Origin of the sequence: Pseudomonas sp. 22082 (genome assembly GCF_052046055.1) — a bacterium.
In the GTDB taxonomy this organism is placed as follows: domain Bacteria; phylum Pseudomonadota; class Gammaproteobacteria; order Pseudomonadales; family Pseudomonadaceae; genus Aquipseudomonas; species Aquipseudomonas pharyngis.
The window spans coordinates 1-15,156 of record NZ_JBQEQB010000026.1; the positions used below are offsets into that span (position 1 = coordinate 1).

The window sequence follows — 15,156 nt, forward strand, 5'->3', positions numbered from 1 at the left end:
CGGTGCGTGTCAAGGCACCTGTCGCCTTGTTCCAATCGTTGTTAGCCAGTTGAGCCCTTAAAGTCAGGGCGCTCTGGGTTTAAATACACCGCATCAGCTAGTTTCCAGTTGCGTGTCCGAGTGCTCCAACGGCTCGGATTAGCTTTCCTGGCATCCTCATAAAGCGCTGCTCTTGCTTGTAATAGCATCGTCGCTTTGCCTTCGTGCCTCTCGTTTGGCGTCACGTATTTCAAAGCGCTATGGCGATGATCTTCGTTGTACCACTCGATGAATTTCTGCACCCAAAGCCTCGCATCAATGACCGTATCAAATGGTTGATCCGGCCAGAGCGGGCAGTACTTTGCAGTGCGGAAAAGTGCCTCTGCATATGCGTTATCGTTACTTACCCTTGGCCGGCTAAAAGAAGGCTCGACGCCAAGTGCAACCATGCTTTCACGCAGCAAAGAACCTCTCATCACGTGTCCGTTATCCGAGTGCAGCACCAGCGGGCGACCCGCTGTATGTTCACGTAAGCATCCCTTTCTAAGCAGCTCGCATGCGTGTTCGGCGCATTCCACTTCGTGCACTTCATTGGCGACCAGTTTGCGGCTGTAGACATCCTTGACCATGTACCAGTAGAAAAATCGACCTCTGACGGTGCTTGGCAACCAAGTGATATCCCAGCACCACACCTGGTTGGGGCCATCGGCACAATGCGTCGTCAGCACCCTACGTTTCGGGGCTTTGGTTCGGCCGCGACGCACGTTTTGATGAGCCGCTTTTAACACTCGGTAAAACGTCGATTCCGAAGCCAGATAGATGCCTTCATCGGCCAGTTTGGGGACGATCTGGTGCGGAGTAAGGCTGGCGTAGCCAGCCTGATTGGCAGCATCAAGTACCGCTTGGCATTCCGACTCACTGAGCTTGTTAGCCGGAGCTGCCCGTTTAGCCAGCAGTCGCCCATCACAGTCAGCATATCGCCAGCGCTGGACTGTACGCAGGCTCAACCCCAACTCATTGCAGGCTCGATATCGACGAGCGCCGCTCTGCACTGCGTCTGCAATCAACTTCATGGCTTGCGTACGATCAGCGGCGTTAATCAGTCTTCCTTGTCCTTGCCCCAGATCGCATTGGCTTTTTTTCTGAGCTCCAGCAAGGCCACCGCCTCCGCACGTCCGGCATCTGACTGGATCAATTGACGCTCGAGTATTTTGATACGCCGTTGCTCGGCCGTTTTAGAGGTTCGAGAGTTGAGATCAACGACCGGATTGGCGTTTTGACAGGCCAGTCTCCACTGCTGAATTTGCTCAGGGTAAATGCCCTTTATTCGGCAATACTGAGAAATTTCCACCTCGCTCAACGGCGCGGTTTCCATAACAGCATTGAATTTATCGGCGCTAGACCATTGGTCACTGGTTTTGCCGTTTCCTGGAACGATCAAGCCTTTGTCTCTGGCCATTTGTCTCCAGTTTCGCAGCGACTGTGGCGTGAGATTGAGTGCAACGGCAAGTTCTGCCACTGACCGATTAAAGGGCGGCATCATTTGCAAAACGACCCAGTCTTTGAAGTCGCTGTCGTAGCGCTTGCCTAAATTGGACATTGTTATGCACCTTCACCCTCTTGAATGAACGAGTCAATCAACAAGGGCGACAGGTAGCCTGACACAGAGGGCGTTTGCCAAAAGTGACCCGCCGTAAGGGCGGAACCCTAAGCAGCCATCACCGCAGCAACGGATATACACCCCATCAAGGCAATTTTATTAGCTGACCACTACTAGCACATATGAAGCCATCCGCCTAGCTGTCAGGTTTGACAGTAGACGTTCATCTTGAGGAAGGCATATCAAGTGTTTGGCGATCTATTAAAAGAACGCCAATCACCCTTCATGAAAAAGGAACTCCAGATGAGCAGCCTTACTGTTTTTGTCCCTCGATCCCATAGCCCTACGATCCTTGCAAATCAGTTCCACTGGAAATTTGGAAGCAATCCCGAAGTGGCAGCTGAAAGATCCCTGTTTTATCTACATGAGTATCCGCCAACGGGGGAGTTGTCTTGGTCAATCTCAGGATCGACCGGATCAATTTCTGGCGGAGACTACTTCGCCTACAGCATGAGTTTCCCGTACATCAATGACGCCCCTCTCAAAGCCACCTACACGCTTAAGGACAAATTGAGCTTCAGACACAGTCATTCAATTCCCGCGCCGGATGGCTTTGATGGATGGAGTGTGGTCGATGCCGATGAAGCCACCCTGACCATAGACCTCGATCCTGCCAAGGGAATCGCAGTAGGTACTTTTGAAGCAAAGTTCAAAAGTCATGGCTATCGGACACAGCCCATCGGACGCTTTAACCTGGTGATCAGTGAATAGCGTCCACGGTTTCCGACATAAAGGATGTGCCCGGACTTTACCGGTCTGGGCTACATCTGAAGAAACCCAGCCACCTTCTCCGCAGCCGAAGCCAAATGCTGCTCATGCGTAAACCCGGAAACCTTGAGCGGCTTCAAATCATGATCCCCCGCAGCCAGCCAAAACACTTCAATACTCGGCGATAAGGAATACCCTTCAACAGCGTCCCGATTGCCAAGCGCATCCCGCTCCCCCTGAACAATCAACGTCAGTGTCTTCAACCCAGCCAGATGTTCGACCCGCGGTTTCTCAGGTTTCCCAACCGCATAAAACGGATAACCCAGACAAACCAAAGCATCAGCGCCAAGCTCATCAGCCAGCAAACTCGCCATCCGCCCCCCCATGGACTTGCCGCCAATCGCGAGTGTCCCAGCGACATGAAGTCGCACCAGGCCATAAACCTCACGCCAACATTCCAGCAACTTCGGCGCCGGATTCGGCGGACGCTTGCTGCCGTCGATACGCCGCTGCGCCATATAAGGAAACTCAAACCGCAACACGTTGATACCAAGCCCGGCAAGGCGCCCAGCCATATCAGTCATCCACTCGCTATCCATCGGCGCACCAGCACCGTGGGCCAGGATCAACGTCGCCGAAGCCTCACCACTGGCGGCGTTCCAGAGCCATCCATGATCGAGCACGCACTGCGCCCATTGATCCCCGTCAATACTGGCCTTGTGCTGTTTGTCCATGCTTGCCTCGCTTTTAGTCTGCCTATAACTCCAGACGAAGGATTCGCGGCGTTCCTGCGCGCGCTCACTTCGGCTGAACCGTGGATGGGGAACCATGAACACTTCTATCAGTACCGCCTACAACTACAAGGTGGTCCGCCAATTCGCCATTATGACGGTGGTGTGGGGCATCGTCGGCATGGGGCTCGGGGTTTTTCTCGCGGCTCAATTGGTCTGGCCCGAACTCAACTTCAACCTGCCGTGGACCAGCTTCGGACGCCTGCGCCCGCTGCACACCAACGCGGTGATCTTCGCGTTCGGCGGCTGTGCCTTGTTCGCCAGTTCGTTCTACTCGGTACAGCGCACCTGCCAGACGCAATTGTTTGCGCCGAAAATCGCCGCGTTCTGCTTCTGGGGCTGGCAGCTTGTGATTCTATTGGCGGCCATCAGCCTGCCGCTGGGTTACACCAGTTCCAAGGAATACGCCGAGCTGGAATGGCCGATCGACATCCTGATCACCATCGTCTGGGTCGCCTACGCCATCGTATTCTTCGGCACGATCATGCAGCGCAAGACCAAGCACATTTATGTGGGCAACTGGTTCTTCGGCGCGTTCATCATCACCGTGGCGATCCTGCACATCGTCAACAACCTTGAGTTGCCGGTGAGTTTCACCAAGTCCTACTCGGTGTACGCCGGTGCGACTGACGCGATGGTGCAATGGTGGTACGGCCACAACGCCGTAGGCTTTTTCCTCACCGCCGGTTTCCTCGGGATGATGTACTACTTCGTGCCGAAACAGGCCGAACGTCCGGTGTATTCGTATCGCCTGTCGATCGTGCACTTCTGGGCGCTGATCACCCTGTACATCTGGGCCGGTCCGCACCACTTGCACTACACCGCGCTGCCGGACTGGGCGCAGTCGCTGGGCATGGTGATGTCGCTGATTCTGCTGGCACCGAGCTGGGGCGGCATGATCAACGGCATGATGACCCTCTCGGGCGCCTGGCATAAGTTGCGCAGCGACCCGATTCTGCGCTTCCTGGTGGTGTCGCTGGCGTTCTACGGCATGTCGACCTTCGAAGGTCCGATGATGGCGATCAAAACCGTCAACGCCCTCTCCCACTACACCGACTGGACCATCGGCCACGTACACGCCGGCGCACTCGGCTGGGTGGCGATGATTTCCATCGGCGCGCTGTACCACATGATCCCGAAAGTCTTCGGCAAAGAGCAGATGCACAGCGTCGGCCTGATCAACGCGCACTTCTGGCTCGCAACCATCGGCACCGTGCTCTACATCGCTTCGATGTGGGTCAACGGCATTGCACAAGGCCTGATGTGGCGTGCGGTGAACGAGGACGGCACGCTGACCTACTCCTTCGTCGAAACCCTGGTGGCCAGCCACCCGGGCTTCGTCGTACGGCTGATTGGCGGGGCGATCTTCCTCAGCGGCATGTTCCTGATGGCTTACAACACCTGGCGCACCGTGCGGGCCTCGCAGCCTGCTGACGTCGTTGCTGCCGCGCAGATGGCCTGAGGAGTCCGCCATGAAACACGAAACGATTGAAAAGAACGTCGGCCTGCTGATGTTGCTGATGGTGTTCGCCGTGAGCATCGGCGGCCTGACCCAGATCGTCCCGCTGTTCTTCCAGGACGTGACCAACAAACCGGTGGAAGGCATGAAGCCCTACACCGCGCTGCAACTGGAAGGCCGCGACATCTATATCCGCGAAGGCTGCGTCGGTTGCCACTCGCAGATGATCCGGCCGTTCCGCGCCGAAACCGAACGCTACGGGCACTACTCGGTGGCCGGGGAAAGCGTGTGGGATCACCCGTTCCTGTGGGGCTCGAAACGTACCGGTCCGGACCTGGCCCGGGTTGGCGCGCGTTACTCGGATGACTGGCACCGTGCGCACTTGTACAACCCGCGCAACGTTGTACCGGAATCGAAGATGCCGGCCTACCCATGGCTGGTGACCCAACCGGTCGACAGCAGCCACACCGAAACCAAGCTCAAGACCATGCGCACCCTCGGCGTGCCCTACACCGACGACGACATCAGCGGCGCGGTGGCCAGCCTCAAGGGCAAGACCGAAATGGACGCCCTCGTCTCCTACCTGCAAGTGCTTGGCACTGCGATCAAGAGCAAGAGGTGAGCCATGGTCATTGAAATGAGCGCGGGGCTGATTCGCGGCCTCGGCACGGTCGTGGTGTTCGTGGCCTTCGTCGGCCTGACCCTGTGGGTGTTCAACCGCAAGCGCACGCCGGAATTCGCCGAAGCACGCCTGCTGCCGTTCGCCGACGAGCCGCAACCCGACACTACCCAAGTTAATGAAACAAGGAGTACCCGGCCATGACCACCTTCTGGAGTACGTGGATCTGCGTACTGACCATCGGCAGCCTGATCGGCCTGACCTGGCTGCTGGTCGGCACCCGTCGGGGCGAAACCAAGGGCAGCGTCGACCAGACCATGGGCCACAGCTTCGACGGCATCGAGGAGTACGACAACCCGCTGCCGCAGTGGTGGTTCATGCTGTTCGCCGGCACGCTGGTGTTTTCCGTGGGCTATCTGATTCTTTATCCGGGCCTGGGCAACTGGAAAGGCATCCTGCCTGGCTACGAGGATGGCTGGACCGGCGTCCACGAGTGGGAAAAGGAGATGAGCAAGGCTGACGCCAGGTTCGGGCCGATCTTCGCCAAGTTCGCCGCGATGCCGGTGGAAGAAGTGGCAAAGGACCCACAGGCACTGAAAATGGGCGGCCGTCTGTTCGCCTCCAACTGCTCGGTGTGCCACGGCTCGGACGCCAAGGGTGCGTTCGGTTTCCCTAACCTCGCCGACAAGGACTGGCGTTGGGGCGGCAGCGCCGAAACCATCAAGACGACCATCATGGGTGGCCGGATGGCGGCGATGCCGGCGTGGGGTGAAGTGCTGGGCGAGGCCGGAGTGAAAAATGTCGCGGCGTATGTGCGTCATGAACTGGCGGGGCTGCCACTGCCGGCGGACAACAAGGCTGATCTCCAAGCGGGTCAGCAGGCGTTCAGCACAACCTGCACCGCCTGTCACGGGGCAAACGGCCAGGGCACCGAAGCCATGGGCGCGCCGAACCTGACGCATCCGGCCGGTTTCATCTACGGCACCAGCCTGACCCAGCTCGAGCAGACCATTCGCCATGGCCGTCAAGGCCACATGCCAGCTCAGAACGAGCTGCTGGGCAACGATAAAGTGCAATTACTGGCCGCTTATGTGTACAGCCTGAGCAATGGATTGAATACAGAAAAACTGATTACTGAGGACAACAAAAAGTAATCATTGCGTACAAGACTGCCGCACGTTTCCAGTGCGGCAGTTTCCAGCCCCTTTGCGACGCATTGTCGCACCCCTTCACCCCCTCTCCTTTCGGTTACCCGGATTCGGGTCTACGCTTGCTCGATGCGGACTGGCCCGTGCCGGTTCCAGGTCGACCCCGAGCGAGGCGTTGAACGAATCGGCTGACTGACATGGCCGCAAAGGCCGGTAGATACCGGCTGTCGTGCCCATTACCGTCCGTCACCCGAACCGAGCGTTCGAACACACCCCGTTACATCCGACCGGGACCCCTCGCTTTTTTCGTCCGCTGCGACATTTTGCCCGAGGGCAATTTTGTCCTTACGCGGCGCATGGAAAGGCCGCAGAATCAGCGTTGGAAAGCATTGACCCAGGTCATGGCGCGTTGCATTGACCCCCTGCTTTCTACATACTTGCGGCCGATTTTAATCCTAATAAAACACCCAAACCGTGGAACCTTAGAATGAGCACAGCAATCAGTCCGACTGCTTATAACTATAAGGTAGTCCGCCAGTTCGCCATCATGACGGTGGTCTGGGGGATCCTTGGCATGGGGCTCGGTGTCTTCATCGCCTCGCAACTGGTCTGGCCGGAGTTGAACTTCGGTCTGCCGTGGACGAGCTTTGGACGCCTGCGCCCGTTGCACACAAACCTGGTGATTTTCGCCTTCGGTGGTTGTGCACTGTTTGCCACTTCCTACTATGTCGTGCAGCGAACCTGCCAGACGCGACTGATTTCCGACAGCCTCGCGGCCTTCACCTTCTGGGGATGGCAAGCGGTGATCGTCGGCGCGATCATTACCTTGCCGCTGGGTTACACAACCACCAAGGAATACGCGGAACTGGAATGGCCGATCGCCATTTTGCTGGCCATTGTCTGGATTTCCTACGGACTGGTGTTCTTCGGCACCATCACCAAGCGCAAGACCAAGCACATCTATGTCGGTAACTGGTTCTACGGTGCGTTCATCGTGGTGACCGCGATGCTGCACATCGTCAACCACATGTCGCTGCCGGTCAGCCTGTTCAAGTCCTACTCGGCCTACTCGGGCGCCACCGACGCGATGATCCAGTGGTGGTACGGCCACAACGCCGTGGGCTTCTTCCTGACCACCGGTTTCCTGGGGATGATGTACTACTTCGTGCCGAAACAGGCCGAACGTCCGATCTATTCCTATCGTCTGTCGATCGTGCACTTCTGGGCGCTGATCACTCTGTACATCTGGGCCGGTCCGCACCACCTGCACTACACCGCTCTGCCGGACTGGGCACAATCGCTGGGCATGGCGATGTCGATCATCCTGCTGGCACCGAGCTGGGGCGGCATGATCAACGGCATGATGACCCTGTCGGGCGCCTGGCATAAGCTGCGTACCGACCCGATCCTGCGTTTCCTGGTGGTATCGCTGGCGTTCTACGGCATGTCGACCTTCGAAGGTCCGATGATGGCGATCAAGACCGTCAACTCGCTCTCGCACTACACCGACTGGACCATCGGCCACGTACACGCCGGCGCTCTCGGCTGGGTAGCGATGATCTCGATCGGCGCGATCTACCACATGATCCCGAAACTGTTCGGCCGCGCGCAGATGCACAGCACCGGCCTGATCAACGCGCACTTCTGGCTCGCGACCATCGGTACCGTGCTGTACATCGCTTCGATGTGGGTCAACGGCATCACTCAAGGCCTGATGTGGCGTGCAATCAACGACGACGGCACCCTCACCTACTCGTTCGTCGAAGCGCTGCAGGCCAGCCACCCTGGCTTCATCGTCCGAGCTCTGGGCGGTGCGTTCTTCGCCAGCGGCATGCTGCTGATGGCTTACAACGTATGGCGCACCGTTCGCGCCTCGAACCCGGCTGAAGCCGAAGCCGCCGCCAAGATCGCCGTAGTTGGAGCTCACTGATGAAGCATGAAGCTGTCGAGAAGAATATTGGTCTGCTGGCCTTCTTCATGGTCATCGCCGTCAGCGTCGGTGGCCTGACCCAAATCGTTCCGCTGTTTTTCCAGGACGTCACCAACAAGCCGGTCGAAGGCATGAAGCCGCGCACCGCCCTTGAACTGGAAGGCCGCGACGTTTACATCGCCAACGGCTGTGTCGGCTGCCACTCGCAGATGATCCGACCGTTCCGTGCCGAAACCGAACGCTATGGCCACTACTCGGTCGCCGGTGAAAGCGTCTGGGATCACCCGTTCCTGTGGGGTTCCAAACGTACCGGTCCGGACCTGGCCCGCGTCGGCGGTCGTTACTCCGATGACTGGCAGCGTGCGCACTTGTACAACCCGCGCAACGTCGTCCCCGAGTCGAAAATGCCGGCCTACCCGTTCCTCGTAGAAAACAAGCTCGATGGCAAAGACACGGCCAAGAAAATGGAAGTGTTGCGCACGCTTGGCGTCCCTTACACCGACGAAGACATCGCCGGTGCAAGAGATGCCGTGAAGGGCAAAACCGAAATGGACGCGCTGGTGGCCTATCTGCAAGGCCTGGGCACCATCATCAAAAGCAAACGGTGATTCTGATGGATATCGGGATGATTCGAGGCCTGGGCACCGTTGTCGTGATGGTTGCCTTCATCGGCCTGGCGTTGTGGGTGTTCAGCCCCAAGCGCAAGTCGGAGTTTGAAGACGCGACCTTGCTGCCCTTCGCGGATGATCCCGAAGCCATCAAGCACGTCGAGCAAGCTTCTAGGAGTAACAAAGAATGACTACATTCTGGAGTCTGTACGTCACAGTCCTCAGTCTCGGTACGATCTTTTCCCTGACCTGGCTGTTGCTGTCGACCCGCAAGGGCCAGCGCAGCGAACAGACGGACGAGACGGTCGGCCACTCCTTCGACGGGATCGAGGAGTACGACAACCCACTGCCGAAATGGTGGTTCATGCTGTTCGTGGGCACCATCGTGTTTGCGTTGGGTTATCTGGTGCTGTACCCGGGCCTGGGTAACTGGAAAGGCCTGCTGCCGGGCTACAACTACCTCGATACCGAGAAGCAGACCGCGTTCGCCAACGGCCAGACCGGCTGGACCGGCGTTCACGAGTGGGAAAAGGAAATGGCCCGTTCGGACGCCAAGTTCGGTCCGATCTTCGCCAAGTTCGCCGCCATGCCGATCGAAGAAGTCGCCAAGGATCCACAAGCCCTGAAGATGGGTGGCCGTCTGTTCGCCTCCAACTGCTCGGTCTGCCACGGCTCCGACGCCAAGGGCGCTTATGGTTTCCCCAACCTGACCGACGCCGATTGGCGCTGGGGCGGCGAGCCGGAAACCATCAAGACCACCATCATGGGCGGTCGTCACGCGGTGATGCCGGCCTGGGCAGAAGTGATCGGCGAGCAAGGCGTGGCCGACGTGGCCGCGTTCGTGCTGACCAATCTGGATGGCCGCAAGCTGCCGGAAGGCACCAAGGCAGACCCGGCCAACGGCCAGAAACTGTTCGCTGCCAACTGCGTGGCCTGCCACGGCCCGGCGGGCAAGGGTACGCCAGCCATGGGCGCACCCGACCTGACTCACCCGGCCGCGTTCATCTACGGTTCGAGCTTTGCACAACTACAGCAGACCATCCGTTACGGCCGTCAGGGCCAGATGCCTGCCCAGGAACAACTGCAGGGCAACGACAAGGTTCACCTGCTGGCGGCTTACGTTTACAGCCTGTCCCACGGTGAAAAACCTGCGGAAGCCGAGGCCCAGTAAGGCCGACGCCTGAAGCAAACAAAGCGGCCCCGNGGCGGGGCCGCTTTGCATTCCGGCACCTTCATGATTTGAGACGAATGCTCGATGGACGCTTAATGAGGTGCCCTGTAGCTTGTCGTTCGACACATTGACCTCAAGGAAGAAAACCAATGCGAGAATCTGATCACGACTGCGTTCAACCCCATGACGATTTCCTTTACGCCTATTCGGAAATTCAAACCACACCTACCGAAGCCCCTGCCAGCGACAAAACAAAAACAGTCGAACGCGCCGAGAAGAGTAACGGCAACGGGCTGGACAGTCTCGGAGGTGGAAAACTGGTTTGATGCCGCTCCAGACAGGCATGTCAGCGTATTCCGGAGGCTCGTTCGCGAGAACGGGACCAAGGATCGTCTATAGTCAATTGATCTGCATCATGCTTTGTTACATTCGCTACACCATTCATGATTTTTCCCCAACGCGACCAAAGGTCGCACCCGTTCGTCGGTAGTACAGGCGTATCATTGCGCCACCGCAACACCCCTTTTTGACCCCGGCCGGCACGTATCGACCGAGGCATTTTTCCACTGCCGTGGGATGCAATGATGAGCAACCAGATTCCGGTACACGACGTCACGCCACCCAGCAAGAACGCAAACAACAGCGTCGACCTTTACGCCTCTCGAGAAAAAATCTACACCCGTGCTTTCACTGGCCTGTTCCGCAATCTGCGGATGGCAGGCGGCGCCGCCCTATTCCTGCTGTATTTCGGTACGGTATGGCTGAACTGGGGCGACCATCAGGCCGTATGGTGGAACCTGCCGGAGCGCAAATTCTTCATTTTCGGCGCCACGTTCTGGCCCCAGGACTTCATTCTGCTTTCGGGCCTGTTGATCATCGCTGCGTTCGGCCTGTTTTTCATCACCGTGTATGCCGGCCGGGTCTGGTGTGGTTACACCTGTCCGCAAAGCGTCTGGACATGGATTTTCATGTGGTGCGAGAAGGTCACCGAAGGCGACCGCAACCAGCGCATCAAGCTCGACAAGACGCCGATGAGCGCCAACAAGTTCCTGCGTAAATTCGCCAAGCACGCGCTGTGGCTGCTGATCGGTTTCGTCACCGGCATGACCTTCGTCGGTTACTTCTCGCCGATCCGCGAACTGGTAATCGAATTCTTCACAGGGCAAGCCGATGGCTGGTCGTATTTCTGGGTCGGTTTCTTCACCCTGGCCACGTACGGCAATGCCGGCTGGCTGCGTGAGCAGGTGTGCATCTACATGTGTCCGTATGCACGCTTCCAGAGCGTGATGTTCGACAAGGACACGCTGATCGTTTCCTACGACCCGCGTCGCGGTGAAAGCCGTGGTCCGCGCAAGAAAGGCATCGACTACAAGGCTCAGGGCCTGGGCGACTGCATCGACTGCACCATGTGCGTCCAGGTCTGCCCGACCGGTATCGACATCCGCGACGGCCTGCAGATCGAATGCATCGGTTGCGCCGCGTGCATCGACGCCTGCGACAGCATCATGGACAAGATGGATTACCCGCGCGGGCTGATCAGCTACACCACCGAACACAACTTGTCCGGGCAGAAAACCCATAAACTGCGGCCACGCCTGATCGGTTATGCCGTGGTGCTGCTGGCGATGATCAGCCTGTTGGTGACGGCCTTCTTCATGCGTTCGCTGGTGGGTTTCGACGTCAGCAAGGACCGCGTGCTGTATCGCGAAAACGCCGAAGGCCGGATCGAAAACGTCTACAGCCTGAAGATCATGAACAAGGATCAGCGCGACCACACCTACGTGCTGGAAGCCGCCGGTTTGCCGGATCTGCGCCTGCAAGGCAAACGCGAGATCAAAGTGCCGGCCGGGGAAATCTTCAGCATGCCGGTCGAGCTGTCGAGCGCGCCTGAACAATTGCCTTCGAGCACCAACGAGGTGAAATTCATCCTCAGGGATGCCGATGACGACAGCGTCCACGTAGAAGCCAAGAGCCGGTTCATCGGCCCACAAAATCGTTGAGAGAACTGAACATGCCCGCAGCAAACGCCGCAAGTCCCTGGTACAAGCACCTTTGGCCATGGATCATCATCGGGATTCTGGCCTGTTCGGTGACCCTGACGCTGTCCATGGTGACCATCGCGGTGAACAACCCGGATAACCTGGTCAACGACAACTACTACGAGGCAGGCAAAGGCATCAACCGTTCGCTGGACCGTGAATTGCTGGCGCAGACCCTGAAGATGCGCGCCGCCGTGCACCTGGATGACGTCACCGGAGAAGTCGACCTGCGCCTGAGCGGCGACAGCCAGCCGAAAACCCTGGAACTGAACCTGATCTCGCCGACCCAGCCGGAAAAGGATCGCAAGATCGTCCTGGCCCGCAGCGAGACTGAACAGGGCCGCTACATCGGCCAGTTGAGCGACAAGATCGAAGGCCGGCGCTTTGTTGAGTTGCTGGGCACTCAGGACGACCACGTGTGGCGGATGTTCGAGGAAGAGCTGGTGAGTCATGACAAGGACTTGTTGCTGGGTGATGAGCCGCTTCAAGGCGCTGAAGACCTGAAGAAATAAAGCCGCGCTTCGCGCATCGCGAGNCCTGCTCGCGATGAGGCCCTCCCGGACGACGATTTAGCTGATGAACACCCCACTCCCCTGTTACCACTGCGCCCTGCCCGTCCCGTCCGGCAGCCGCTTCACCGCCGTCGTGCTCGGGGAGTCCCGCGAGTTCTGCTGCCCCGGCTGCCAGGCGGTGGCCGAAGCCATCGTCGCCGGTGGGCTGGAAAGCTATTACCAGCATCGCAGCGAAGCTTCGGCCAACCCCGAAGCGCTGCCGGTGCAACTGGTGGACGAGCTTGAGCTGTACGACCGCGCCGACGTGCAGCAACCCTTCGTGCGCCACGAAGGTGAACTGGCCGAAACCACGCTGTTGATGGAAGGCATCAGTTGCGCCGCGTGCGGCTGGCTGATCGAGAAACACCTGCGCACCCTGCCCGCCGTGGCCGAAGCGCGGCTGAACCTGTCCAACCATCGCCTCTACGTACGTTGGGCCGACGGACAATTGCCGCTGAGCCAGATCCTCGGCGAACTGCGCCACATCGGCTATGCCGCGCACCCGTATCAGGCCGACCGCGCCAGCGAGCAACTGGCCAGCGAAAACCGCCTCGCCCTGCGTCAGCTTGGTGTGGCCGGGCTGCTGTGGTTTCAGGCCATGATGGCGACCATGGCCACCTGGCCGGAATTCAACATCGACCTCAGTCCCGAGTTGCACACCATCCTGCGCTGGGTCGCGCTGTTCCTCACCACGCCGATCGTGTTCTACAGCTGCGCGCCGTTTTTCAAAGGGGCCATGCGCGACCTGCGCACCCGTCATCTGACCATGGACGTTTCGGTCTCACTGGCGATCGGCGCGGCTTATATCGCCGGGATCTGGACCTCGATCACCGGGGTCGGCGAGCTGTATTTCGACGCGGTGGGCATGTTCGCGCTGTTCCTGCTTGCCGGACGTTACCTCGAACGCCGCGCCCGAGAGCGTACCGCCGCTGCCACTGCGCAACTGGTCAATCTGTTGCCCGCTTCGTGCCTGCGCCTCGACAACGCCGGCCAGAGCGAACGCATCCTGCTCAGCGAACTGCGCCTCGGTGACCGGGTGCTGGTGCAGCCCGGTTCGGTGCTGCCGGCGGACGGCAAGATCCTCGATGGCCAGTCGAGCATCGACGAGTCGGTGCTGACCGGCGAATACCTGCCGCAACCGCGTACCAAGGGCGATGCGGTCACCGCCGGCACGCTGAACGTGGAAGGCGCGCTGACCGTCGAGGTGCAGGCGCTCGGCCAGGACACGCGGCTGTCGGCAATCGTCCGCCTGCTGGATCGCGCCCAGGCGGAAAAACCACGGCTGGCGGAAATCGCCGACCGCGCCGCGCAATGGTTCCTGTTGCTGTCGCTGATCGCGGCGGCCGCCATCGGCCTGTTGTGGTGGGAACTGGATTCGTCGCGGGCGTTCTGGATCGTCCTCGCCATGCTGGTGGCGACCTGCCCGTGCGCGCTGTCACTGGCGACACCGACCGCCCTCACCGCCGCCACCGGCACTCTGCACAAACTTGGCCTGCTGCTGACGCGCGGCCATGTGCTGGAAGGTCTGAACCAGATCGACACGGTGATCTTCGACAAGACCGGCACTCTCACCGAAGGCCGACTGGTACTGCGCTCGATCCGCCCGCTCGGCGCCCTCGACAGCGATCAATGCCTGAGCCTCGCCGCCGCCCTGGAAAACCGTTCCGAACACCCGATTGCCCGCGCCTTTGGTCGCGCGCCACTGGCTGCCGAAGATGTCCACAGCACGTCGGGGCTTGGGCTTGAAGGGTTGGTCGGTGAACAGCGTTTGCGCATCGGTCAGGCGGATTTTGTCTGTGATCTCAGCGGCGCGCCGGTACCATCGATGCCGAAAGAGCCGGGGCAATGGCTGCTGCTCGGTGACAATCAGGGCCCCCTGGCCTGGCTCGCCCTCGACGACCGTCTGCGCGACGACGCCCCCGCCCTGCTCGCCGCGTGCAAGGCGCGCGGCTGGCGCACGCTGCTGCTGTCGGGCGACAGTTCGCCGATGGTCGCCAGCGTCGCCGCCGAACTGGGCATCGACGAGGCCCGGGGCGGTCTGCGCCCGGACGACAAGCTGCAAGTGCTGCAACAACTGCACAAGGACGGCCGCAAGGTGTTGATGCTCGGCGACGGGGTCAACGACGTGCCGGTGCTGGCTGCTGCGGACATCAGCGTGGCCATGGGCTCGGCCACTGATCTGGCGAAAACCAGTGCCGACGCGGTGCTGCTTTCCAACCGCCTCGACGCCTTGGTACAAGCCTTCACGCTGGCGCGCCGCACACGCCGGGTGATCATCGAGAACCTGTTGTGGGCCGCGCTGTACAATGGCCTCATGTTGCCGTTCGCCGCCCTCGGCTGGATCACTCCGGTGTGGGCCGCCGTCGGCATGTCGATCAGTTCGCTGACCGTGGTGCTCAACGCCCTGCGCCTGACTCGCCTGCCGAGCGCGCGGGCCGTTAGCGCCACGTCAGAAACCCGCCCGCTGCCGGCCTGAGCCGCGCGGGCATGGAG

15 protein-coding genes are annotated in these 15,156 nt (G+C 59.6%); 13 read left to right on the forward strand and 2 right to left on the reverse strand.

What is annotated here, in order from left to right; genetic code table 11:
• Window positions 1-41: 41 nt before the first annotated feature.
• Window positions 42-1,579 (reverse strand): IS3 family transposase gene (locus ACTJK9_RS25065; RefSeq protein ID WP_139834536.1). Its coding sequence is split into 2 segments (ribosomal slippage): window positions 42-1,129 and window positions 1,129-1,579, totalling 1,539 coding nucleotides; the frame shifts between segments, so codons are not numbered across the junction.
• A 303-nt stretch (window positions 1,580-1,882) separates the two neighbouring features.
• Here ACTJK9_RS25065 and ACTJK9_RS25070 point away from each other — a divergent pair.
• A complete protein-coding gene (locus ACTJK9_RS25070; RefSeq protein ID WP_064594741.1) occupies window positions 1,883-2,350 on the forward strand; it encodes a hypothetical protein in 468 nt (155 codons plus the stop codon).
• Window positions 2,351-2,400: 50 nt separating this feature from the next.
• Here the strand turns inward: ACTJK9_RS25070 and ACTJK9_RS25075 are convergent, their stop codons facing one another.
• Entirely contained in the window at window positions 2,401-3,081 is a 681-nt protein-coding gene (locus ACTJK9_RS25075) for an alpha/beta family hydrolase (RefSeq protein WP_085613307.1), read from the reverse strand.
• 94 nt (window positions 3,082-3,175) lie between these two features.
• On the opposite strand from ACTJK9_RS25075, the gene ccoN (ACTJK9_RS25080) reads away from it, so the two are divergent.
• The 12 genes from ccoN (ACTJK9_RS25080) (at window position 3,176) to ACTJK9_RS25135 (ending at window position 15,139) form a co-directional block, all read left to right on the forward strand.
• Window positions 3,176-4,600, forward strand: coding sequence for a cytochrome-c oxidase, cbb3-type subunit I (ccoN, locus tag ACTJK9_RS25080; protein ID WP_221399117.1), 1,425 nt, complete (start codon window positions 3,176-3,178; stop codon window positions 4,598-4,600).
• A 10-nt stretch (window positions 4,601-4,610) separates the two neighbouring features.
• Window positions 4,611-5,219, forward strand: coding sequence for a cytochrome-c oxidase, cbb3-type subunit II (gene ccoO / locus ACTJK9_RS25085; protein ID WP_039770055.1), 609 nt, complete (start codon window positions 4,611-4,613; stop codon window positions 5,217-5,219).
• A 3-nt stretch (window positions 5,220-5,222) separates the two neighbouring features.
• On the forward strand, window positions 5,223-5,420 hold the full coding sequence (locus tag ACTJK9_RS25090; RefSeq protein WP_085613303.1) for a cbb3-type cytochrome oxidase subunit 3: 198 nt from the start codon (window positions 5,223-5,225) through the stop codon (window positions 5,418-5,420).
• Entirely contained in the window at window positions 5,417-6,370 is a 954-nt protein-coding gene (gene ccoP / locus ACTJK9_RS25095; protein ID WP_085613302.1) for a cytochrome-c oxidase, cbb3-type subunit III, read from the forward strand. The genes ACTJK9_RS25090 and ccoP (ACTJK9_RS25095) overlap by 4 nt, the downstream gene beginning before the upstream one ends.
• A gap of 481 nt (window positions 6,371-6,851) precedes the next feature.
• Window positions 6,852-8,294, forward strand: coding sequence for a cytochrome-c oxidase, cbb3-type subunit I (gene ccoN, locus ACTJK9_RS25100; protein ID WP_039770049.1), 1,443 nt, complete (start codon window positions 6,852-6,854; stop codon window positions 8,292-8,294).
• Window positions 8,294-8,902 carry a cytochrome-c oxidase, cbb3-type subunit II gene (gene ccoO / locus ACTJK9_RS25105; protein WP_011333287.1) on the forward strand — a complete coding sequence of 203 codons (609 nt, stop codon included), beginning with the start codon at window positions 8,294-8,296 and terminating at the stop codon, window positions 8,900-8,902. The genes ccoN (ACTJK9_RS25100) and ccoO (ACTJK9_RS25105) overlap by 1 nt, the downstream gene beginning before the upstream one ends.
• Window positions 8,903-8,907: 5 nt before the next feature.
• On the forward strand, window positions 8,908-9,093 hold the full coding sequence (locus tag ACTJK9_RS25110) for a CcoQ/FixQ family Cbb3-type cytochrome c oxidase assembly chaperone (protein ID WP_003175465.1): 186 nt from the start codon (window positions 8,908-8,910) through the stop codon (window positions 9,091-9,093).
• Entirely contained in the window at window positions 9,090-10,073 is a 984-nt protein-coding gene (ccoP, locus tag ACTJK9_RS25115) for a cytochrome-c oxidase, cbb3-type subunit III (protein ID WP_039770046.1), read from the forward strand. The genes ACTJK9_RS25110 and ccoP (ACTJK9_RS25115) overlap by 4 nt, the downstream gene beginning before the upstream one ends.
• A 149-nt stretch (window positions 10,074-10,222) precedes the next feature.
• A complete protein-coding gene (locus tag ACTJK9_RS25120) occupies window positions 10,223-10,399 on the forward strand; it encodes a hypothetical protein (protein ID WP_158090095.1) in 177 nt (58 codons plus the stop codon).
• A 258-nt stretch (window positions 10,400-10,657) separates the two neighbouring features.
• Entirely contained in the window at window positions 10,658-12,073 is a 1,416-nt protein-coding gene (ccoG, locus tag ACTJK9_RS25125; protein WP_440816985.1) for a cytochrome c oxidase accessory protein CcoG, read from the forward strand.
• Window positions 12,074-12,084: 11 nt separating this feature from the next.
• Window positions 12,085-12,624 carry a FixH family protein gene (locus tag ACTJK9_RS25130; protein WP_085613300.1) on the forward strand — a complete coding sequence of 180 codons (540 nt, stop codon included), beginning with the start codon at window positions 12,085-12,087 and terminating at the stop codon, window positions 12,622-12,624.
• A 64-nt stretch (window positions 12,625-12,688) separates the two neighbouring features.
• Window positions 12,689-15,139 (forward strand): heavy metal translocating P-type ATPase, encoded by a 2,451-nt coding sequence (locus tag ACTJK9_RS25135; RefSeq protein WP_440816988.1) that lies wholly within the window; start codon window positions 12,689-12,691, stop codon window positions 15,137-15,139.
• Window positions 15,140-15,156: the final 17 nt, after the last annotated feature.